This window comes from Rhizobium sp. 16-488-2b (assembly GCF_017741815.1).
Lineage (GTDB): Bacteria > Pseudomonadota > Alphaproteobacteria > Rhizobiales > Rhizobiaceae > Rhizobium.
In genome coordinates, this window is record NZ_JAGHMF010000024.1 from 134087 (window position 1) to 155040 (window position 20954).

The following is a 20954-nucleotide window of genomic DNA, read 5'->3' on the forward strand; positions in this document are numbered from 1 at the left end:
TATGATCGAAGCATGACAGGCACTTGGCCGATGTTAGCGATTCCATAACCGTCCCTCAGGCAAAATTGGCGGTCTGGCTGGCAAATTCAAGAGGCGGAAACGTGAATGAACTCCTGATCATGGCCGACGCGCGGCTGATGGCGGAACGCGCCACCTGGCTGCAAAGCCTAGCCGGCGAACGACGTCTCTCGCAGCACACGCTCGACGCCTATGAGCGCGACACCCGCCAGTTCCTGACCTTCATGACCGGCCATCTCGCCGGCCCGACGACGCTCAAGGATATCGAGGCGCTGCGCCCCGCCGATTTCCGCGCCTTCCTCGCCGCCCGCCGCCGCGACGGCACCGGCGCCCGCTCGCTCGGCCGCAATCTCGCCGGCCTGCGCTCGCTGCTGCGCTATCTCGAAAAGAAGGGGCTGGTGAACGCCGCCGGCGCCGGCGCCATCCGCTCGCCGAAACAGCCGAAATCGCTTCCCAAGCCGCTCTCCGACACGCAGGCCGTCACCGTCGTCAGCAACGAGGCGCAGCTGCACGAGGAACCCTGGATCGCCGCCCGCGACGCCGCCGTCATGACCCTGCTCTATGGCTGCGGCCTGCGCATCTCCGAAGCGCTCGATCTCCTGCCCGGCGACATCACATCAGGCGCCACGACGCTGCGCATAACAGGCAAGGGCAACAAGACCCGCCTGGTGCCGCTGCTTCCAATCGTCTTCGAGGCGGTCGAGAAATACCGAAAGCTCTGCCCCTATCATCTCGCCGCCGAGCAGCCGCTGTTTCGCGGCGCGCGCGGCGGCAAGCTGCAGCAGGCGATCATCCAGCAGACCATGCGCAAGATGCGAAGCGCCTTCGGCCTGCCGGAAACCGCCACCCCGCACGCGCTGCGCCACTCCTTCGCCACCCATCTGCTCGCCGGCGGCGGCGATCTCCGCACCATCCAGGAACTGCTCGGCCATGCCAGCCTGTCGACCACCCAGGTCTATACGGGTGTGGACGCCTCACGCCTTCTCGACGTTTACGACCGCGCCCATCCCCGGGCGTAATCCTTTGTTAACCTGTTCCCTTAAAGGAATATGGAAGGCCCAGCGCGTAAAGCTTGTGGCAAATCCTTTGTGACCGGAACACCATCATGACGATCTCCCTCGGCCACCGCAGCCTTTCCATCGCCTTGCCGGCTCGTTTCGGCAACATCGTGCTCTGGCTGATCGCTGCCGTCCATGTGCTGGCCGCAGCACTCCTGATCGCCACCCTCGTCTCCATCTCGCCGGCGTCAGCCGCGGATGACGCAAGCTGTACCGGCCGCAACATCCTCGACGACCTCAAGGTCAGCGACCCGGCACGCTACGAGCAGGCGGTGAAGGAAGCCGACGCCGTGCCGAACGGCAAGGGGATCTTCTGGAAGATCGAAAAACCGGGCATCAAGCCATCCTGGCTCTTGGGCAGCATGCACGTCACCGATCCGCGCGTGCTCGACCTGCCGCCGCGCACGAAGGCCGCGCATGATGCAGCTGACACCATCGTGATCGAATCCGACGAAATCCTCGACGAGAAGAAGGCTTCGGCGGCCCTGATGATGAAGCCCGACCTGATGATGTTCACCGACGGCACAACCATCGACAAGCTCTTGTCGCCCGAGGATTACACCCGCCTCGAGGCCGGCCTGAAGACGCGCGGCATTCCGCTCGCAGCCGTCTCGCGCATGCGCCCGTGGATGATCTCGAGCGTTGTCGCACTGCCCGCCTGCGAAATGGCCCGCAAGGCAAAGGGCGTGCAATTCCTCGACCAGAAAATCGCCACCGACGCGGCCGCTCAGGGCAAGCAGGTCAAGGGCCTGGAGACGCTCGCCGAGCAGCTGCAGGCCATGGCCGAACTCCCCACCGAATTCCACATGAAGTCGCTGATCGAAACCCTGGAACTCGGCTCGAAGATGAACGACGTGGTCGAGACCATGACCGATCTCTACCTCTCCGGCGATATCGGCATGACCATGCCGATGCTGAAGACGGTGACGCCCGAGGGCGCCGACGACAGCAGCGACTACGCCGCCTTCGAACAGCGCATCATCCTCGATCGCAACAAGATCATGGCCGAACGCGCCGCCCCGATCCTCGCCACCGGCAACGTCTTCATGGCCGTCGGCGCGCTTCATCTGCCCGGCGAAGGCGGCGTGATCGAGCTGTTGCGCAAGCAGGGCTTTACGGTGACGGCGGTGAATTGAGGGCTGCCACGGACCAAGCTCCACGCTTGCCGCAAAAGTCCCCTCCCCAACCCCTCCCCACAAGGGGGAGGGGCTAACTTGTGGCGACGCTGAGCGTTCGCCTCCTACCTCATATCAATCGATAGGGTGCCGTACTGCCGAGCGATTGCCGCCCGGAGCCCCTCCCCCTTGTGGGGAGGGGTTGGGGAGGGGTTTTACGACGACGAACAAACCACGCGAGGGTTAGCCAAACGAAAAAGGCCGCAGTCCTCTCGAACCGCGGCCTCTTCGAAGCTTATGTCAAAGCCTTACATATGGATCGGCTTGAAGAACGCCGCCAGTGCCGCTTCCTTCACCGCTTCCGACATGGTCGGGTGGGCGTGGCAGGTGCGGCCGAGGTCTTCGGCGGAGCCGCCGAATTCCATAAGGACGGCAATCTCGTGGATCATTTCGCCGGCGCCGAAGCCGACGATGTGGCCGCCGAGGACGCGGTCGGTGGTCTTGTCCGACAGGATCTTCACGAAACCATCCGTCGCCAGCATGGCGCGCGCGCGGCCATTGGCCGTGAACGGGAACTTGCCGACCTTGTAGGCGACGCCAGCAGCCTTCAGCTCTTCCTCGGTCTTGCCGACGGAGGCGACTTCGGGCTGCGTGTAGACGACGCTCGGGATGACGTCGTAGTTCACATGGCCGTGCTGGCCGGCGAGGATTTCGGCGAGCGCCACACCCTCGTCTTCAGCCTTGTGCGCCAGCATCGGGCCCTTCACCACGTCGCCGATCGCGTAGATGCCGGCAACATTGGTGCGGAAGTGACCGTCGATCTCGACGCGGCCACGATTGTCGAGGGCAACGCCTGCTTCTTCGAGACCAAGGCCGGCCGTGTAGGGAATGCGGCCGGTGGAGATCAGCACGACATCGGCTTCGACCGTCTGCGCGGCACCGCCGGCGACCGGCTCGAAGGTCACCTTCGCGCCCTTGCCGCCCTTTTCAACGCCCGTTACCTTGGAGCTCAGGTTGATGTCGACGCCCTGCTTGGCGAGCATGCGCTGGAACTGCTTGGAGACGTCGCCATCCATCGCGCCGAGGATCTTGTCGAGATATTCGATGACGGTGACCTTGGCGCCGAGGCGCGACCACACAGAGCCGAGCTCGAGGCCGATGACGCCGCCGCCGACGACGATCATCGTCTCAGGCACCTTGTCGAGCGCGATCGCGCCGGTTGAGGAAACGATCACCTTCTCGTCGATGTCGACCTTCACGCCGGGGATGCCGGCAACGTCGGAGCCGGTGGCGATGACGATGTTCTTGCCTTCGATCTCCTGGATCTTGCCGTCCTCAGCCGTAACCGAGACCTTACCGGCCGAGACGATCTTGCCGGTGCCGATGAAGCTGTCGATCTTGTTCTTCTTGAACAGGAAGGCGACGCCGTCGACGTTCGACTTCACGGTGGCGTCCTTGTGGGCCATCATCTTGTCGAGGTTCAGCTTCGGCGCCGCGACCTCGATGCCGAGCGCGTCCATGCCGTGGCCGGCCTGATGGAACATTTCCGACGCATGCAGCAGCGCCTTGGAGGGAATGCAGCCGACATTGAGGCAGGTGCCGCCAAAGGTCGCGCGCTTTTCGACGACGGCAACCTTGAGGCCGAGCTGGGCCGCCTTGATGGCAGCGACATAGCCGCCGGGGCCGGTTCCGATAACGATCACATCATAGGACATTGTTGCTTTTCCTTTTCGTTATTTGCTTAATCCGCCGCGCGGGCGAGCGCGAGACGGAAGCCGAAGCCGACCAGAGCGGCGCCGGTAATGCGGTTGAACCATTTGCCGCTGGCGATGAAACGATCGCGAACGGCCTTGACGGTGAAGAAGGTGGAGACGGCGGCAAACCATGCGACCAGCGCGGTCGCCATGCCGATGCCGTAGCTGAACTGGATGAGGCCGGGCGTGTCGTGATGAACGAGCGTCGAAAACAGCGACAGGAAGAACAGCACCGGCTTGGGGTTCAGCGCATTGGTGATGAAGCCCATGCCGAGGCAGCGCAGCGCCGAGATCGGCTTGCGATCCTCTTCGCTGACCTTGATGTCGGCCACGTTGAAGCCGGGCGCGCGGAACGACTTGATGCCGAGATAGACGAGGTAGGCGACACCCGCCCACTTGATCATCGCAAACAGCATCAGCGACTGCGACACGATCAGCCCGAGGCCGAGGATCGTGTAGCTGATGTGGAAGAGCAGCGAGAAGCCCATGCCGATGCCGCTCATGATCGCGGCCCGGCGACCATGCACGATGCTCTGGCGCAGGATGACAGCGAAGTCGGCGCCCGGCACGACGATGAAGATCGAGAAGACGGCCATCAGGCCGAGAAATTCGAGAACATACTGCATGCTCATACCGCCCTTGAAATGATGAACCCGATCATCGGCCGCCGCTTACATTGAGGATCGCGCCGGTGACATAGGATGCGTCCTTGGATAGCAGATAAAGCACCGCGTCGGCGATCTCTTCCGCCGTTCCGGCGCGCTGCATCGGAATGCTCGGCGCCATGTCGCGCGCCCGATCAGGCAGGCCGCCGGAGGCGTGGATTTCGGTGTCGATGACCCCGGGGCGTACCGCGTTGACGCGCACACCCTCGGTCGCCACTTCGCGGGCAAGGCCGATGGTGAAGGTGTCGATCGCGGCCTTGGAGGCGGCGTAGTCGACATATTGCGAGGGCGAGCCGATGATCGCCGCCATCGACGAGATATTGACGATCGCCCCGCCCTTGCCGCCATGTTTGGTCGACATGCGGCGCACGGCCTCGGCCGCGCAGAGAATGGAGCCGGTGATATTGATGCGCATCATCCGCTCGATGCGCGCCACCGACATCTCGTCGATACGAGAGGGCGCATCGACGATGCCGGCATTGTTGGCAAGCCCGTCCAGCCGGCCGAAGTGGCGGTCGATGGCTTCGAACATCTGCGTGATATCGGCGGCCTCGCCGACATCGCCCTTGATCGCGATGGCATCACCGCCGCCGGCCTTGATCTTCGCCACGACCTCATCGGCCGCAGCCTTGTTGGCGGCATAGTTCACCGCGACGCGCCAGCCCTTGGCGGCGGCCAGCAGGCTGATCGCAGCCCCGATGCCACGGCTGCCGCCGGTCACGAGAAGAACGGGTTGGTCACTCATGACGCACATTCCTTGAAGTCGAGCACATCCCAGGGCGCCACCGATGCCTTGCCCTTGCCCCAGATAGACGAGGCGCGAATGGCCGGGCCGATGCCGGGGAATACGATCTTGTCGGCCGCCTGCCCGGCTTCCGGCTGCAGGTTGTCGAGCGCGCCCTTGGCGTCGATGCCGTAGACCATGCCCTGCCAGATCGTGCAGGCCTCGAGATCGGCCCCCGTCGCGTCCCCGTCAGGGCATTTGAACATGACCATGGCCAGCGACCGCGCCGGGTCTTCAGACGGCATGACATAGCCGTCGAGCAAAAGCGGCGTCTTCAAGACCTTGACCGTGAAGCGATTGCTGGCGGCGGCCGCGGCTGTCGCGATCGGCGTGAAGCGCAGCTCGTAGGCGCCGTCGCGATCGGCATAGACGGCATTGGCCTGCTTGCACTCCGCCGCCATCAGCGGCTGGCCGCAAAGCGTGGCGGCAAGCAGGAGCGCAGCCGCACGCGCCACGGGGCGACCGGAAGCGGGCGTGGTATGCGACGAGCGGAAGGCGGATTTCAGCGACATCAGGTGTTCCGGTGCTGAGGCGAAAAGGGCCGCTCGCGCGGCCCTGTCGGTCTCTTAGAGATCGAGAACGAGGCGTTCCGGATCTTCCAGGCTTTCCTTGACGCGCACGAGGAAGGTAACCGCTTCCTTGCCGTCGACGATGCGGTGGTCGTAGGAGAGCGCGAGATACATCATCGGGCGGATGACGATCTGGCCGCCGACGACGACGGGACGGTCCTGGATCTTGTGCATGCCGAGAATGCCCGACTGCGGCGCATTCAGGATCGGCGAGGACATCAGCGAACCGTAGACACCACCATTGGTGATGGTGAAGGTGCCGCCCTGCATATCGGCCATCGAGAGCGAACCGTCGCGAGCCGACTTGGCAAGACGGCCGAGGTCCTTTTCGATTTCGGCGATCGACATCTGGTCGGCATCGCGGATGATCGGAACGACCAGGCCCTTGTCGGTGCCGACGGCCATGCCGACGTGGCAGTAGTTCTTGTAGATGATGTCGGTGCCGTCGATTTCGGCGTTGACAGCCGGCAGTTCCTTCAGCGCGTGCGTAACGGCCTTGGTGAAGAAGCCCATGAAGCCAAGCTTCACGCCGTGCTTCTTTTCGAACACGTCCTTGTACTTGGCGCGCAGTGCCATCACGGCGCTCATGTCCACCTCGTTGTAGGTGGTGAGCATGGCGGCGGTGTTCTGGGCGTCCTTCAGGCGCTTGGCGATCGTCTGGCGCAGGCGCGTCATCTTCACGCGCTCTTCGCGGCCGGCATCCTCGACCGTCGAGGGGCCGCGTACGGCAACAGGTGCTGCCGGAGCAGCAGCGGCGGGAGTCGCAATGCCCTTGGCGACGGCGGCGATCACGTCGCCCTTCAGAACCTGGCCACGCTTGCCGGAGCCATCGACCTGATCGGCCGAAAGGTTGTTTTCAGCGAGCATCTTCGAAGCAGCCGGTGCCGGCGGCATCGAAGAAGCGGCAGCGGCAACCGGTGCGGCAGCGGCAGGAGCCGGCTCGGCAGCCTTGGCGGGGGCGGCAGCGGCAGCCGGAGCAGCAGCGGCTGCACCGGCGCTGGCGGCGATCTGGCCGAGCAGTGCGTCGAGACCGACGGTTTCGCCGGCCTGCGCGACGATTTCGGAAAGTACGCCGGCAGCCGGTGCCGGAACTTCGATGGTCACCTTGTCGGTTTCAAGCTCCACCAGCGGCTCGTCGGCCTTGATGACATCGCCGACCTTCTTGAACCAGGTGCCGACGGTTGCCTCGCTGACGGATTCACCGAGAGTTGGAACGCGGATTTCTGTGGCCATTGTTCAAATCCTGAATTTTGATCTTTGTGATGTTTGACGGCATTCCGGCGCGAGCGGCCGGGATCTGAATTAATGCGGAGAGGAAACGCGGCGCGCTCCCTCCCCGATCTCATTCTCGTTAGCCGCCGAGCGCGTCCTCGAGGAACGCGGCGAGCTGTGCCAGATGCTTGGACATCAGGCCGGTTGCGGGCGATGCCGCGGCCGGACGTCCGGTGTAGCGAACGCGCTGGTACTTCGCATCGATATGGGCAAGCACCCATTCCAGATACGGATCGATGAACGACCATGCACCCATGTTCTTCGGCTCTTCCTGGCACCAGACCATTTCCGCGTTGCGGAAGCGGGAGAGCTCGTTGATGAGCGCCTTGGCCGGGAACGGGTAGAGCTGTTCGACGCGCAGCAGGTAGACATCGTCGATCCCGCGCTTTTCGCGCTCTTCCAGAAGGTCGTAATAGACCTTGCCGGTGCAGAGCACGACGCGACGGATCTTGGCATCCTTCTGCAGCTTGATCGGGCCGTCCTTGATGACCTCGGCATCGTCCCAGAGGAGACGGTGGAACGAGGTCTCGCCGGCCATTTCGGCCAGGCCCGACACGGCGCGCTTGTGGCGCAGCAGCGACTTCGGCGTCATCAGGATCAGCGGCTTGCGGAAGTCGCGCTTCACCTGGCGGCGCAGGATGTGGAAGTAGTTCGCCGGCGTCGTGACGTTGGCGACCTGCATGTTGTCTTCCGCGCAAAGCTGCAGGAAGCGCTCGAGGCGGGCCGAAGAGTGCTCCGGACCCTGGCCTTCATAGCCGTGCGGCAGCAGGCAGACGAGACCGGACATGCGCAGCCACTTGCGTTCGCCAGACGAGATGAACTGGTCGAACACGACCTGCGCACCGTTGGCGAAGTCGCCGAACTGGGCTTCCCAGAGCGTCAGCGCGTTCGGGCGGGCCAGCGAGTAGCCGTATTCGAAGCCGAGAACGGCTTCTTCCGACAGCATCGAGTTGATGACTTCGTAGCGCGCCTGGGTCGCCGACAGGTTGGCGAGCGGGATATAGCGCTCTTCCGTTTCCTGATCGTAGAGAACCGAGTGACGCTGCGAGAAGGTGCCGCGTTCGCAATCCTGGCCGGAAAGACGGATCTTGTGACCTTCGGTGACGAGACCGCCGAACGCCAGCGCTTCGGCCGTTGCCCAGTCGATGCCTTCGCCGGTCGAGATCATGTTGGCGCGGTTTTCCATGAAGCGCTGGATCGTGCGGTGCGCATGGAAGCCTTCCGGGATTTCGGACAGCTTGCGGCCGATTTCCTTCAGCTGCTTCATCGGCACGGCGGTCTTGCCGCGACGCTGCTCGTCGGCATTGTCTGCCGTGCGCAGGCCCGACCACTCGCCGTCAAGCCAGTCGGCCTTGTTCGGCTTGTAGTGCTGGCCGGCCTCGAACTCCTGCTCGAGATGCGCGCGCCAGTCGGCCTTCATCTTCTCGACTTCGCCCTCGGTCAGCACGCCCTCGGAAACGAGGCGCTCGCTGTAGAGCTGCAGAACGCTCTTGTGGGCGCGGATGACCTTGTACATCTTCGGCTGCGTGAAGGACGGCTCGTCGCCTTCATTGTGGCCGTAGCGGCGGTAGCAGAACATGTCGAGCACGACAGGCTTGTGGAACTTCATGCGAAATTCCATGGCGATCTTGGCGCCGTAAACCACGGCTTCCGGATCGTCACCGTTGACATGCAGGATCGGCGCTTCGATCATCTTGGCGACGTCGGACGGATAGGGCGACGAACGCGAGAAGGCCGGGTTCGTGGTGAAGCCGATCTGGTTGTTGATGATGACGTGCATCGTGCCGGCAACGCGGTGGCCGCGCAGACCGGACAGGCCGAGGATTTCGGCAATCACGCCCTGGCCGGCGAAAGCGGCGTCGCCGTGGATGAGGAGCGGCAGAACCTTGGCGCGCTCCGACAGCGGAATGATGTCGCCGTCCCAGACGGTGGCGCTCATGTCCTGCTTGGCGCGCGCCTTGCCCATGACGACGGGGTCGACGATTTCAAGGTGCGACGGGTTGGCCGTCAGCGACACGTGAACCTTGTTGCCGTCGAACTCGCGGTCCGACGAAGCGCCGAGGTGGTACTTCACGTCGCCGGAACCTTCGACTTCGTCAGGCGCGTAGGAGCCGCCCTTGAACTCGTGGAAGATGGCGCGGTGCGGCTTGCCCATGACCTGGGAAAGCACGTTCAGGCGGCCGCGGTGGGCCATGCCGAACACGGCTTCCTTGAGGCCGAGATGGCCGCCGCGCTTCAGGATCTGCTCGAGTGCGGGGATCAGCGATTCACCGCCGTCGAGGCCGAAGCGCTTGGTGCCCTTGAACTTGACGTCGAGGAACTGCTCGTAGCCTTCGGCTTCGATGATCTTCGACAGGATCGCCTTCTTGCCTTCGGCGGTGAAGGCAACGCCCTTATCAGGACCTTCGATCCGTTCCTGGATCCAGGCCTTTTCCTCAGGATTCGAAATGTGCATGAACTCGACGCCGATCGTCGAGCAGTAGGTGCGCTCGAGTATCTCGATCATTTCGCGAACGGTGGCGTATTCCAGGCCGAGCACGTTGTCGATGAAGATCTTGCGGTCGTAGTCGGCTTCGGAGAAACCGTAGTTTTCCGGCGACAGTTCCTTGTAGTCTTCAACGGGAGCCGCGATGCCGAGCGGGTCGAGCTTGGCATGCAGGTGGCCGCGCATCCGGTAAGCGCGGATCATCATGATGGCGCGCACGCTGTCGCGCGTCGCCTGCAGGATGTCGGCACCCTCGGTCGGCTTGCCGGCTGCTTCAGCCTTGGCCTTCACCTTGGTCTCGACGACCTTCTCGATCACGCCCCAGTCGCCGTCGAGCGCCGAAACGAGGTCGCCGCTGGCCTGCATCGGCCAGTTCTTCTTGCGCCAGGATGCGCCCTTGGCGGCCCGCTTCACATCATCAGGATTGTCTTCCAGCGCCTTGAAGAAGGCGCGCCATTCCTCGTTGACCGATGCCGGGTCGTCCTCGTAGCGCGCATAGAGCTGCTCGATGTAAGCAGCGTTGGCGCCATCCAGGAACGAGGTGATCTGAAACTGCTCGTTGGCTTCTTGCCGTGCCATGGTGTTACGCGGACGCTTCCGCCCGCCTCCTGACTTTGTGATTTGCCGATCCCATCGACCGGCTGCCGCATCTTCATGTTCAGCCGCCTGTCCGCGGCTCAGTCTTGGTTCGAACCGGGCAGCACGCAAAGCGCATCCTGCCCGGTGTATAGATTGGCTTAGCCCTTGAGGACTTCAACCAGCGTCGTGCCGAGGCGTGCCGGCGAAGGCGAAACCTTGATACCGGCTGCTTCCATGGCAGCGATCTTGGATTCCGCATCGCCCTTGCCACCGGAAACGACAGCGCCGGCGTGGCCCATCGTGCGGCCCTTCGGAGCCGTACGACCAGCGATGAAGCCGGCCATCGGCTTCTTGCGGCCCTTCTTGGCTTCGTCGATCAGGAACTGTGCCGCGTCTTCTTCAGCCGAACCACCGATTTCGCCGATCATGATGATCGAGGTCGTGGCTTCGTCGGCCAGGAACATCTCGAGCACGTCGATGAACTCGGTGCCCTTGACCGGATCGCCGCCGATGCCGACAGCCGTCGTCTGGCCGAGGCCTTCGTTCGACGTCTGGAACACGGCTTCGTAGGTCAGCGTGCCGGAGCGCGAAACGATACCGACCGAACCCTTGCGGAAGATCGAGCCCGGCATGATGCCGATCTTGCATTCTTCCGGCGTCAGGATACCCGGGCAGTTGGGGCCGAGCAGTCGCGACTTGGAGCGGTCGAGACGAGCCTTGACGCGAACCATGTCCATGACAGGGATACCCTCGGTGATGCAGGTGATGAACGGGATCTCGGCGTCGATCGCCTCGATGATCGCATCAGCGGCACCAGCCGGCGGAACGTAGATGACCGAAGCGTCGGCACCGGTGCGTTCCTTGGCTTCGGCGACCGAAGCGAAGATCGGCAGGCTTTCGCCCTTCGAGCCGGTCCAGGTTTCGCCACCCTTCTTCGGGTGGATACCGCCGACCATCTGCGTACCGTAATAGGCGAGCGCCTGTTCGGTGTGGAAAGTACCGGTCTTGCCGGTCAGGCCCTGCACGAGGACCTTGGTATTCTTGTTTACGAGAATAGACATCTATCAGGTCCTCAAATTAGGCGTTGATCGCCGCGACGATCTTCTTGGCGGCATCGTCGAGATCGTCAGCTGCCGTGATCGCGAGACCGGATTCGTTGAGGATCTTCTTGCCGAGCTCGACATTGGTGCCTTCGAGGCGAACGACGAGCGGAACCTTGAGACCGACTTCCTGAACCGCTGCGACAACGCCTTCGGCGATGACGTCGCACTTCATGATGCCGCCGAAGATGTTGACGAGGATGCCCTCGACCTTCGGATCGGCCGTGATGATCTTGAAGGCAGCCGCGACCTTCTCCTTGCCGGCGCCACCGCCGACGTCGCAGAAGTTAGCCGGCTCCTTGCCGTAGAGCTTAATGATGTCCATCGTCGCCATGGCGAGACCGGCGCCGTTGACCATGCAGCCAATGTTGCCGTCGAGGGCAACGTAGGCGAGGTCCCACTTGGAGGCTTCGATTTCCTTGGCGTCTTCTTCGGTCTCGTCGCGCAGCGCCTTGACGTCGTCATGGCGGAACAGCGCGTTGCCGTCGAAGGACATCTTGGCGTCGAGAACGCGCAGGTGACCGTCCTTCATGACGATCAGCGGGTTGACTTCGAGAAGCGCCATGTCCTTTTCGCCGAACGCCTTGTAGAGCGCCGGGAACAGCGACTTGGCGTCTTCGGCGGCAGCGCCGGAAAGTTCCAGGGCCTTGACGATCTTGGTAACGTCGTCAGCCGTTACGCCCGTTTCCGGGTTGATGGCGATCGTGTGGATCTTCTCGGGCGTGTCGTGGGCGACAGCTTCGATGTCCATGCCGCCTTCGGTCGAAACCACGAAGGCAACCTGACCGACCGAACGGTCGACCAGCAGCGAGCAATAGAGTTCGCGATCGATGTCGGCGCCGTCTTCGATGTAGAGACGGTTGACCTGCTTGCCGGCTTCGCCCGTCTGCGCCGTTACCAGCGTGTTGCCGAGCATTTCCTTGGCGTGAGCGACGACTTCGTCGATCGACTTGGCAAGGCGAACGCCGCCCTTTGCGTCGGGGCCGAGTTCCTTGAACTTGCCCTTGCCGCGGCCGCCAGCGTGGATCTGGCTCTTGACCACGTAGAGCGGGCCCGGCAGCGACTTGGCGGCAGCTTCGGCTTCCTCGACCTTGAGGATCGGCACGCCCTTGGCGACCGGCGCACCATAGCCCTTGAGCAGAGCCTTGGCCTGATATTCATGAATGTTCATGGATCTGTTCCTGTTTGGATTGCGTCAGCGGTCGGCGGCTTATTTCAGCGACGGCGCGATGTTGATGCAGGCTTCGCACAGGCCGGCGACAGCAGCGACGGACTTGTCGAAGGCTTCCTTTTCGGCCTTGTTCAGGTCGATCTCGATGATGCGCTCGACGCCACCGGCACCGATGATGGTGGGAACGCCGACATACATGTCCTTGACGCCGTACTGGCCGGAGAGCTGCGCTGCGCAAGGCAGGACGCGCTTCTTGTCCTTGAGGTAGGATTCAGCCATTTCGATCGCCGAAGCGGCCGGTGCGTAGTAGGCCGAGCCGGTCTTCAGGAGACCAACGATTTCGGCGCCGCCATCACGGGTGCGCTGGATGATTTCTTCGAGGCGCTCCTTGGTGACCCAACCCATGGTGACGAGGTCGGTGAGCGGGATGCCGCCAACGGTGGAGTAACGTGCGAGCGGTACCATCGTGTCGCCGTGGCCGCCGAGAACGAAAGCGGTGACGTCCTGTACGGAAACGTTGAATTCCTTGGAGAGGAACAGGCGGAAGCGCGACGAGTCCAGAACGCCGGCCATGCCCACGACCTTGTTGGCCGGAAGGCCGGAGAACTTCTGCAGCGCCCAGACCATGGCGTCGAGCGGGTTGGTGATGCAGATCACGAAGGCGTTCGGGGCATACTTCTTGATGCCGGCGCCGACCTGTTCCATGACCTTGAGATTGATGCCGAGCAGGTCGTCGCGGCTCATGCCCGGCTTGCGGGCGACACCGGCGGTGACGATGCAGACGTCTGCGCCTTCGATTGCGGAGTAGTCGCTTGCGCCAGTGAGGTTGGCATCGAAGCCTTCAACCGGCGAGGACTGCGCGATGTCGAGGCCCTTACCCTGCGGGATGCCGTCGGCGATATCGAAGAGAACGATGTCACCCAGCTCCTTGAGGCCGGCGAGATGCGCCAGCGTGCCACCAATCATGCCAGAACCAATGAGAGCGATTTTGTTACGCGCCATTTCGGTGTTTCCTTTGCGACCAAAATTCGTCGGGCGACGCACTGAGGGGCTGCGCCCAATTGCCGCAATCGCATAGACCCTAAGGCCAAAAATGGCAACTGATTATTTTGAGACCAGCAATTTCAATCGTTTAGAAGACAAATTACTTACGTAAACGTAAGAGTTTTTGTCATGAAACTGCTATTCGGCGGCTCGTTTCTCATGGTGCAGAGCCAGATATTCCGCACTCCGCATCTCGAAAAGGCGCGATGCCGTCCGGTCGAACTCGAAACCTTCGGTACCACGCGCTTGTGTCAACAAGTTCTCAGGCATGGCCGCCGCCGAGATATAGAGCCTCACCGCATGGTCGTAGAGCGTATCGACCAAAATGATGAAGCGCTTCGTCTGGTTCCGCTTCTCGGGTCCGAGCATGGGAACGTGATCGACAAATATGGCATCAAAGCGTTCGGAGATGACAAGGAAGTCGGCGGCACCCAGCGGCTTGTCGCAGAGATCGGAGAATGTGAACCGCGCCAGCCGGTCGACGGCGAGCGGCACATGGATCGAGCGCCCCTTCATCGGCAGCTCGATCGGCTGCGCCTTGCGCCCATGCAGCGCCTGGTTCCAGGCGGCATCCATGGCCATGTCGGCATGGCGGTCGAGCGGCGTGATGTAGACGGGCAGACTGTCGATCTTCTCCATCCGGTAATCCGTCGGAGAATCCAGCGTCACCGTCTCGACGTGCTTGTTCAGGAGATCGATGAACGGCAGGAACAGACCACGGTTGAGGCCGTCACGATAGAGATTGACCGGCTCGACGTTGGACGTCGCGACCAGCACGCAGCCGCGACCGAACAGGTCGGAAAACAGCCGCGACAGGATCATCGCATCGGCGATATCGGTGACCGTGAACTCGTCGAAGCACAAGAGTTCGGCTTCGTCATAGAGTGCTGCACCCACGACCGGGATCGGATCGGCCTGCTTGGTCTCGCCGTTCTTCAGCCGGAGCCGGTGTGCGGCGATGCGATTGTGCACGTCGGCCATGAACTCATGAAAATGCGCCCGCCGCTTTTTCGCGCAGGGCGCCATGTCGAAGAACATGTCCATCAGCATCGTCTTGCCGCGGCCGACGCTGCCGTGAATGTAGAGACCCTTGACCGGCTCGGAGGATTTCTTCTTGGCCGCGAACAGCCATCCGAGCGCACTCGATTTCGCCGCCGGACGCTTCTGCTTGAGCTCTGACAGCACCCGATCCAGGCACTTCGCCACATGCATCTGGGCGGAGTCGAGTTGGAGCGAGCCCGAGGCCGTCAGCGACTTCAATTGTTCGCTGACGCTCAAGCTGTAGTCTGGCATCGGTTGCATTGAGATAATCCGCCTGGAAAAGATCGGCGGAGCGAGCCGCCGGCTCGCTTATCGGCTGAGCGCGATCGGCTGGCCGCTGCTGGTCTGGCCGCTAAAGGCGTTGTCGGCGGTCTTGTAGACGCTGCCGATCTGGCTGCCGTTGCGATCCTTGAACAGGACCTGCTTGCCCGACACTTCCCAGGAGCCCATCGCCGTCAGTTCGCCGACGCAGCCGCGTGTGCCGCCGCGCGAACCGCTGCCGAGGTTGGTGAGCGTCAGGAACATGTCGCAGGAGCCGTTGACCCGCCAGCTGCCGACCAGGGATTCCTTGGTAACGTCGAGACCGCCGCCATTGGCCGCCATTGCGCCGCCGCCCTGCACGCCGCCCATCGGCGCCGTCGAGGCCGGAGCGGCCGGGAACTGCGAGGAACCACCGGGAGGAGGCAGCTGACCGCCCTGCACCGAAGGCACCGGCTGTGCCGTCAAAGGCGCCGGTGCTGCGCTGTAGCTCGCGTCGTTATAGGCTGTACGCTGGCAACCGGCGAGTGACAGAACAACCGCCATACCTGTCATCGCATATCGCAACTGCATCTGAATGCTCCCGAATGTCCGCTTTTGTCGCATGAAAATAGTAATTAGCTTATTTTCGAATGAACGTGTTTCACTTTGGTTAATCAAGCCGTAATGGCCGTGAATTGCCTGACGGAGCTAGGCCTGAGACAGCGCAATTCAACCTTTACGGCTGAGAACTTCCTGAAGATAGAATTTGTCAGCAAGGTGATGACCAGTCATTTCTTCTGGAAATGCTGTCGCCTGTTTCACGATTGAACGATGATCATCTCGCACCGGCAGGCATCGGCGGCCCGCATGGGCCGCCGGATGGATGGCATCGCGTCAGACGCGGCGCTCGACCATCATCTTCTTGATTTCGGCGATCGCCTTGGCCGGGTTCAGACCCTTCGGGCAGGTCTGCGCGCAGTTCATGATCGTGTGGCAGCGATAGAGGCGGAACGGATCCTCGAGATTGTCGAGGCGCTCACCCTTGGCTTCGTCGCGGCTGTCGATCAGCCAGCGATAGGCCTGCAGCAGCACGGCCGGACCGAGATAGCGGTCGCCGTTCCACCAGTAGCTCGGACAGGAGGTCGAGCAGCAGGCGCAAAGGATGCACTCGTAGAGGCCGTCGAGCTTCTGGCGGTCTTCGTGGCTCTGCTTCCACTCGGTCGCCGGCGCCGGCGACACCGTCTTCAGCCAGGGCTCGATCGAGCGGTGCTGGGCGTAGAAGTTGGTGAGATCAGGCACGAGATCCTTGACGACGGGCATGTGCGGCAGCGGATAGATTTTCACCGAGCCCTTGATGTCGTCGAGACCCTTGGTGCAGGCGAGCGTATTCGTGCCGTCGATGTTCATCGCGCAGGAACCGCAAATGCCCTCGCGACAGGAACGGCGCAGCGTCAGCGTCGGGTCTATCTTGTTCTTGATGTAGAGCAGACCATCGAGCACCATCGGGCCGCAATCGTCGACATCGATGTAGAACGTATCGATCGACGGGTTCTGGCCATCGTCAGGGCTCCAGCGATAGACGCGGAATTCGCGTGTATTGGTGGCACCGGCCGGCTTCGGCCACACCTTGCCTTCGCGTATCTGGGAATTCTTGGGAAGTGCGAGTTCAACCATGTTTGTTTTCCTGCTCAGAGACGAACAGCGCCTGCGCCGTTTCGAGGGTCCGTATCCGGCCACCCTCGCCGGCGGCATTTGCCTTGGTTAGAAATTTCTTATCGGCAGTCACCATGAAGCTGCCGTCAGTCGAATGCGTTGCCGCCAGATACATGCAGTCGTAGACGGAGTGATCGAGCTTACGCGACAGCTCGAACCCCAATTTCACCAGCGCCTGAGACGGCAAGACGACATCGATGCTCTCGTCAAGCGTCGTCAATCCATCCACCGCCTGCTGCGGCGTGATTTGACCAAGCCGAACTTTGCGCTGCAGGACATTGGCGACTTCCGAAAAGATCAGATCCGGAGCGACTCTCCGGATCGAACCGCCAAGCAGAAAATCGGCGTTGATGTGGTCCGGCTCCGGCACGAACCATGCGATGGCAGCCGATGCATCGACAACGTAGATCAACGATCCCGATCCTCTCGCAACATCTCCACAGCAGCCGTCTGCTTGACGCCCTTCGGCGTCATGGCGCGAATTCTGGCGGCGATCGCCGGAAGATCTTCGCGTCGGGGACGAGCCGGCACCGCTGCCTGCAGCAGCGCCTCCACCTCTTCCTCGACGGAGCGGTTGTTCAACCGCGCCCGATCGGAAATACGCGTCAGCAGCGCTTCGTCAGCGATTTTGATCTGCATTTCACCCATGGCAGCGCCTCCGGCAACGATCCTTTGCCTATTCTCTCACATTCCCCATCAGTAAACACGCGCCTTGGGCGCGATCTTCTGCGGGTCGATCCCTTCCGCGATCAGCTCGGTATGCACTGGGCGGTAGTCGAGCTTGACGTCGCCGGCATCGTTGACCCAGGCAAGCGTGTGCTTGCGCCAGTTGACGTCGTCGCGGCCGGCGAATGCGCCTTCCGTGTAATCCTCGCGGGCGTGCGAACCACGGCTCTCCTTGCGCGCCTCGGCGCCGTAGATCGTGGTGATGGCGTTGGCCATCAGGTTCTGCAGCTCGAGCGTCTCGACGAGGTCGGAATTCCACACCATCGAGCGGTCGGTGACCTTGATGTCGCGCATTTCCTGCCAGATGGCCGAGATGCGCTGGCAGCCCGATTCCAGCGATTCCTGCGTACGGAACACGGCGGCGTCTTCCTGCATGGCGCGCTGCATCTTCTCGCGAAGATTGGCCGTCGGCGTGCTGCCTGAGGCGTGACGCAGGCCGTCGAAGCGGTCCATGATCTTGTCGCAGGCCGCGACGTTGAGATGCGGCACCGGTGCGGCGCGGTCGATGACTTCGCCGGCGCGGATGGCTGCGGCGCGGCCGAAGACCACGAGGTCGATCAGCGAGTTGGAGCCGAGGCGGTTTGCCCCGTGCACCGAGGCGCAGCCGGCCTCGCCGACCGCCATCAGGCCCGGAATGACCCGCTCCGGATTGGAGCTGTCGGCGTTCAGCACCTCGCCCCAATAGTTCGTCGGAATGCCGCCCATGTTGTAGTGAACGGTCGGCAGAACCGGGATCGGCTCGCGCGTCACGTCGACGCCGGCGAAGATCTTGGCGCTCTCGGAAATCCCCGGCAGGCGCTCGTGCAGAACCGCCGGATCGAGGTGGTCGAGATGCAGGAAGATGTGGTCCTTGTTCTTGCCGACGCCGCGACCTTCGCGGATCTCCAGCGTCATGCAGCGCGAAACGACGTCGCGCGAGGCAAGGTCCTTGGCCGAAGGCGCGTAGCGTTCCATGAAGCGCTCGCCTTCGGAGTTGACGAGGTAGCCGCCTTCGCCGCGCGCACCCTCGGTGATCAGACAGCCGGAGCCGTAGATGCCAGTCGGGTGGAACTGCACGAACTCCATGTCCTGGAGCGGCAGGCCGGCGCGGGCAACCATGCCGCCGCCGTCGCCGGTGCAGGTATGGGCCGAGGTCGCCGAGAAATAGGCGCGGCCGTAGCCGCCGGTCGCCAGCACCACCATCTTGGCGGCGAAGCGATGGATCGTGCCGTCGTCGAGGCACCACGCCACGACGCCGGTGCAGCGGCTACCGTCATCCGACATGATCAGGTCGAGCGCGAAATACTCGATGAAGAATTCAGCGTTGTGGCGCAGCGACTGGCCGTAGAGCGTGTGCAGGATGGCGTGGCCGGTGCGGTCGGCAACGGCGCAGGTGCGCTGTACCGGCGGCCCCTCGCCGTAGTTCTGCATGTGGCCGCCGAACGGGCGCTGGTAGATCTTGCCTTCTTCGTTGCGCGAGAAGGGAACGCCGTAGTGCTCGAGCTCATAGACCGCCTTCGGCGCTTCCATGGTGAGGTACTGCATGGCGTCGACGTCGCCGAGCCAGTCGGAGCCCTTGACGGTGTCGTAGAGGTGCCACTGCCAGCTATCGGGCGTCATGTTGCGCAGCGAAGCCGCGATGCCGCCCTGCGCCGCAACAGTGTGCGAGCGGGTCGGGAACACCTTGGTGATGCAGGCGGTCTTGAAGCCCTGTTCGGCCATGCCGAGCGTGGCGCGCAGGCCGGCGCCGCCGGCGCCGACGACGATCACGTCATAGGAGTGATCGATGTACTTGTAGGCCTTCCCGTTCTGAGCGGGGCCATTCTGAGCGGATGAATTCGATGCCATGATATCAATTATCCTACAAAGGCGATCTTCAGAATGGCGAAGAGACAGAGCCCCGCCATCAGGATCGAAAAGAAGGTGTTGAGCATCACGAGCGCGATCTTGGTGACTTCATGGTGCACGTAGTCTTCGATGATGACCTGCATGCCGAGCTTCATGTGGATGACGCCCGACACGACCATCAGGCCCATGACGACGGCGACGAAGGGGTTCGACAGCGCGTGAACCACCTGCGCATAGGGCTGGCCGGCATGGATGATCATGAAGATGATGAAGAAGAGGAAGAGCGGCACGTTGGCAACGGCCGTCACGCGCTGGCGCCAGAAATGTTCGGTGCCGTCCTTGGCCGAACCGAGGCCGCGAACCTTACCCAAGGGGGTACGCATATCCATGTGATCAACCTTTAGAAGCGAATGAGGAAGCCGATCACCCAGACCAGCAAGGTCAGACAGAGCGAGGCGATGATGTTGGCGATGGCGAGCTTGGTCGAGAATTCCTTCCCGAAGCCGTGGCCGAGGTCCCACATGAAGTGGCGGAAGCCGCCGAGCATGTGATGGATGAGCGCCCAGGTATAGCCGAGCAGCACGAGCTTGCCGATGATGCTGCCGAGCACCCAGTTGGCCCAGTCGTAAGCACCAACACCGGTTGCGGCCGCGATCAGCCACCAGGCGACCAGAAGCGTACCGACATAGAGCGCCCCACCGGTGATACGGTGGACGATCGACATAACCATGGTGGGGATTGGTTTATAAATCTGCAAATGCGGCGACAGGGGCCGATTGTTTGTCACGTTCGCCATCAGAACCTCGCGGCGGTCTTTCTGCGCCTCCCGGGATCCGGAAAGCATCCAAGCATCCACACGATGGTCACAAAGCTGTGCGTGCGTTGCATCATTGGCGACGTTTAATCACCGAAACACCTAACGACAAGTATAATTGACGCACCCACCGAATTTAATCGATTTGCGTCTTGACGTCGCAGTTGACATAGGTCAACCGGCCCGCCCCGCTACCCCTTGCGGATGATTTTTCAAGCTTTGGTGGACAAGCCTGCGCTTTTGGCGCATTTTCGCGTTAACGCTTTGTTAAGCATTCCGTTTCCGGAGACCAACGCGATGTTCAAGACATCCTCGAAACTCGTTTCGCTCGCCGCAGCAGTGCTGATCGCGCTGCCCGCCGCAGCCGGCGATTTCGGCGGCAATTTCGTCCCGCGCCACCACGATCGCGGCCATGGCGGCGGCATCGGATATGGCAATGCCGGACACGGTATCGGCCATCGCGGCATCGCAAACGGCTTCGCATCCGGTTCTGTCATCCGCCATCGCGGCACGTCGATCATCGGCAATTATGGCGGCTGGAACAACGGCCCGCGGCAGATCGCCGGCGGCTACGACGGCTACCGTCCGCATCCGGGCCGCGGCCGCTTCATCCAGCGCTTCTCCTCGCCCACGTCCAACTTTGCCCGCAGCAACATCGTCATCATCGACCAGCGCGGTCAAGCGCGCGCGCCGTCAGGCACCTATGCCGGCTCATCCTATGCCTATGAGACGGATGGCGGCACCTACGTCGGCGGTTACGGCTATGCCAGCTACGGATATCAGCCGACGGTCCGGCTGGCGCCGATGGCGAAGGTCATCCACGTCAACAACCGTCGCAACCCCTGCTCCTACGAACAAGGCGTCTGCGTCATCCGCCCCTGATAGAGCCCATCAACCGTTGAAGCGCCAGACCGTGGTCCTCTTGACCTCGCTGTCCTCAAGCGCCCGCGTCACCGGCACCTGATAGACCGCGCAGGCC

At 62.5% G+C, this 20954-nt stretch carries 20 protein-coding genes and 1 pseudogene; 3 read left to right on the forward strand and 18 right to left on the reverse strand.

Translation table 11 applies throughout. The features are described 5' to 3' along the window. Positions 1–101: 101 nt before the first annotated feature. Together J5286_RS20250 and J5286_RS20255 are read left to right on the forward strand one after the other, a co-directional pair. Positions 102–1037, forward strand: a complete 936-nt coding sequence (locus tag J5286_RS20250; protein ID WP_209191869.1) for a tyrosine recombinase XerC — start codon at positions 102–104, stop codon at positions 1035–1037. A gap of 86 nt (positions 1038–1123) precedes the next feature. Then, positions 1124–2212, forward strand: a complete 1089-nt coding sequence (locus tag J5286_RS20255) for a TraB/GumN family protein (RefSeq protein WP_209191870.1) — start codon at positions 1124–1126, stop codon at positions 2210–2212. Between the two features lie 287 nt (positions 2213–2499). Here the strand turns inward: J5286_RS20255 and lpdA are convergent, their stop codons facing one another. From lpdA to sdhC, 17 genes are all read right to left on the reverse strand, one after another. Next, positions 2500–3906, reverse strand: coding sequence for a dihydrolipoyl dehydrogenase (gene lpdA / locus J5286_RS20260; protein WP_209191871.1), 1407 nt, complete (start codon positions 3904–3906; stop codon positions 2500–2502). Between the two features lie 26 nt (positions 3907–3932). Then, positions 3933–4571 (reverse strand): LysE family translocator, encoded by a 639-nt coding sequence (locus J5286_RS20265; RefSeq protein WP_209191872.1) that lies wholly within the window; start codon positions 4569–4571, stop codon positions 3933–3935. 31 nt (positions 4572–4602) lie between these two features. Continuing rightward, positions 4603–5355, reverse strand: coding sequence for an SDR family oxidoreductase (locus J5286_RS20270; RefSeq protein WP_209191873.1), 753 nt, complete (start codon positions 5353–5355; stop codon positions 4603–4605). Beyond that, positions 5352–5795: a hypothetical protein gene (locus J5286_RS20275; protein WP_245206380.1), complete on the reverse strand. Its 444-nt coding sequence runs from the start codon at positions 5793–5795 to the stop codon at positions 5352–5354. The genes J5286_RS20270 and J5286_RS20275 overlap by 4 nt, the downstream gene beginning before the upstream one ends. 165 nt (positions 5796–5960) lie before the next feature. After that, a complete protein-coding gene (odhB, locus tag J5286_RS20280; protein ID WP_209191875.1) occupies positions 5961–7196 on the reverse strand; it encodes a 2-oxoglutarate dehydrogenase complex dihydrolipoyllysine-residue succinyltransferase in 1236 nt (411 codons plus the stop codon). A gap of 118 nt (positions 7197–7314) precedes the next feature. Further along, positions 7315–10299 (reverse strand): 2-oxoglutarate dehydrogenase E1 component, encoded by a 2985-nt coding sequence (locus J5286_RS20285; RefSeq protein ID WP_209191876.1) that lies wholly within the window; start codon positions 10297–10299, stop codon positions 7315–7317. Positions 10300–10457: 158 nt separating this feature from the next. After that, positions 10458–11360, reverse strand: a complete 903-nt coding sequence (sucD, locus tag J5286_RS20290) for a succinate--CoA ligase subunit alpha (RefSeq protein ID WP_018902319.1) — start codon at positions 11358–11360, stop codon at positions 10458–10460. A 16-nt stretch (positions 11361–11376) separates the two neighbouring features. Continuing rightward, positions 11377–12570, reverse strand: coding sequence for an ADP-forming succinate--CoA ligase subunit beta (gene sucC / locus J5286_RS20295; RefSeq protein ID WP_209191877.1), 1194 nt, complete (start codon positions 12568–12570; stop codon positions 11377–11379). 39 nt (positions 12571–12609) lie between these two features. Beyond that, positions 12610–13572: a malate dehydrogenase gene (gene mdh, locus J5286_RS20300; protein WP_018902317.1), complete on the reverse strand. Its 963-nt coding sequence runs from the start codon at positions 13570–13572 to the stop codon at positions 12610–12612. A gap of 180 nt (positions 13573–13752) precedes the next feature. Next, positions 13753–14916 carry a cell division protein ZapE gene (zapE, locus tag J5286_RS20305; protein WP_209191878.1) on the reverse strand — a complete coding sequence of 388 codons (1164 nt, stop codon included), beginning with the start codon at positions 14914–14916 and terminating at the stop codon, positions 13753–13755. A 48-nt stretch (positions 14917–14964) separates the two neighbouring features. Further along, positions 14965–15486 (reverse strand): protease inhibitor Inh/omp19 family protein, encoded by a 522-nt coding sequence (locus J5286_RS20310; RefSeq protein WP_113239243.1) that lies wholly within the window; start codon positions 15484–15486, stop codon positions 14965–14967. Positions 15487–15789: 303 nt separating this feature from the next. Next, the gene (locus J5286_RS20315; protein WP_018902314.1) at positions 15790–16569 is read right to left on the reverse strand and encodes a succinate dehydrogenase iron-sulfur subunit; all 780 of its coding nucleotides are present in this window, start codon (positions 16567–16569) and stop codon (positions 15790–15792) included. After that, a complete protein-coding gene (locus tag J5286_RS20320) occupies positions 16562–17020 on the reverse strand; it encodes a type II toxin-antitoxin system VapC family toxin (RefSeq protein WP_209191879.1) in 459 nt (152 codons plus the stop codon). The genes J5286_RS20315 and J5286_RS20320 overlap by 8 nt, the downstream gene beginning before the upstream one ends. Further along, positions 17017–17256, reverse strand: a complete 240-nt coding sequence (locus tag J5286_RS20325; protein ID WP_047508734.1) for a hypothetical protein — start codon at positions 17254–17256, stop codon at positions 17017–17019. The genes J5286_RS20320 and J5286_RS20325 overlap by 4 nt, the downstream gene beginning before the upstream one ends. Before the next feature lie 48 nt (positions 17257–17304). Further along, positions 17305–19161 carry a succinate dehydrogenase flavoprotein subunit gene (sdhA, locus tag J5286_RS20330; RefSeq protein ID WP_113011879.1) on the reverse strand — a complete coding sequence of 619 codons (1857 nt, stop codon included), beginning with the start codon at positions 19159–19161 and terminating at the stop codon, positions 17305–17307. Positions 19162–19169: 8 nt separating this feature from the next. Further along, positions 19170–19550: a succinate dehydrogenase, hydrophobic membrane anchor protein gene (sdhD, locus tag J5286_RS20335; protein WP_026283704.1), complete on the reverse strand. Its 381-nt coding sequence runs from the start codon at positions 19548–19550 to the stop codon at positions 19170–19172. Between the two features lie 11 nt (positions 19551–19561). Beyond that, positions 19562–19957 (reverse strand): succinate dehydrogenase, cytochrome b556 subunit, encoded by a 396-nt coding sequence (gene sdhC, locus J5286_RS20340; RefSeq protein ID WP_112941438.1) that lies wholly within the window; start codon positions 19955–19957, stop codon positions 19562–19564. A gap of 315 nt (positions 19958–20272) precedes the next feature. On the opposite strand from sdhC, the gene J5286_RS20345 reads away from it, so the two are divergent. Continuing rightward, on the forward strand, positions 20273–20857 hold the full coding sequence (locus J5286_RS20345; protein WP_209191880.1) for a hypothetical protein: 585 nt from the start codon (positions 20273–20275) through the stop codon (positions 20855–20857). Between the two features lie 9 nt (positions 20858–20866). On the opposite strand, the pseudogene J5286_RS31270 reads toward J5286_RS20345, so the two are convergent. Continuing rightward, positions 20867–20954 (reverse strand): annotated as a pseudogene (locus J5286_RS31270) (methyltransferase); the annotation flags it as partial.

Coding starts and splice junctions, on each gene's coding strand:
- J5286_RS20325 (WP_047508734.1), bottom strand. CDS start 17,256: ATGGGTGAAATGCAGATCAAAATCGCTGACGAAGCGCTGCTGACGCGT.
- odhB (WP_209191875.1), bottom strand. CDS start 7,196: ATGGCCACAGAAATCCGCGTTCCAACTCTCGGTGAATCCGTCAGCGAG.
- J5286_RS20270 (WP_209191873.1), bottom strand. CDS start 5,355: ATGAGTGACCAACCCGTTCTTCTCGTGACCGGCGGCAGCCGTGGCATC.
- J5286_RS20265 (WP_209191872.1), bottom strand. CDS start 4,571: ATGCAGTATGTTCTCGAATTTCTCGGCCTGATGGCCGTCTTCTCGATC.
- sdhC (WP_112941438.1), bottom strand. CDS start 19,957: ATGGCGAACGTGACAAACAATCGGCCCCTGTCGCCGCATTTGCAGATT.
- zapE (WP_209191878.1), bottom strand. CDS start 14,916: ATGCAACCGATGCCAGACTACAGCTTGAGCGTCAGCGAACAATTGAAG.
- sdhD (WP_026283704.1), bottom strand. CDS start 19,550: ATGGATATGCGTACCCCCTTGGGTAAGGTTCGCGGCCTCGGTTCGGCC.
- mdh (WP_018902317.1), bottom strand. CDS start 13,572: ATGGCGCGTAACAAAATCGCTCTCATTGGTTCTGGCATGATTGGTGGC.
- sucD (WP_018902319.1), bottom strand. CDS start 11,360: ATGTCTATTCTCGTAAACAAGAATACCAAGGTCCTCGTGCAGGGCCTG.
- sdhA (WP_113011879.1), bottom strand. CDS start 19,161: ATGGCATCGAATTCATCCGCTCAGAATGGCCCCGCTCAGAACGGGAAG.
- J5286_RS20315 (WP_018902314.1), bottom strand. CDS start 16,569: ATGGTTGAACTCGCACTTCCCAAGAATTCCCAGATACGCGAAGGCAAG.
- J5286_RS20310 (WP_113239243.1), bottom strand. CDS start 15,486: ATGCAGTTGCGATATGCGATGACAGGTATGGCGGTTGTTCTGTCACTC.
- sucC (WP_209191877.1), bottom strand. CDS start 12,570: ATGAACATTCATGAATATCAGGCCAAGGCTCTGCTCAAGGGCTATGGT.
- lpdA (WP_209191871.1), bottom strand. CDS start 3,906: ATGTCCTATGATGTGATCGTTATCGGAACCGGCCCCGGCGGCTATGTC.
- J5286_RS20255 (WP_209191870.1), top strand. CDS start 1,124: ATGACGATCTCCCTCGGCCACCGCAGCCTTTCCATCGCCTTGCCGGCT.
- J5286_RS20285 (WP_209191876.1), bottom strand. CDS start 10,299: ATGGCACGGCAAGAAGCCAACGAGCAGTTTCAGATCACCTCGTTCCTG.
- J5286_RS20275 (WP_245206380.1), bottom strand. CDS start 5,795: ATGGCGGCGGAGTGCAAGCAGGCCAATGCCGTCTATGCCGATCGCGAC.
- J5286_RS20345 (WP_209191880.1), top strand. CDS start 20,273: ATGTTCAAGACATCCTCGAAACTCGTTTCGCTCGCCGCAGCAGTGCTG.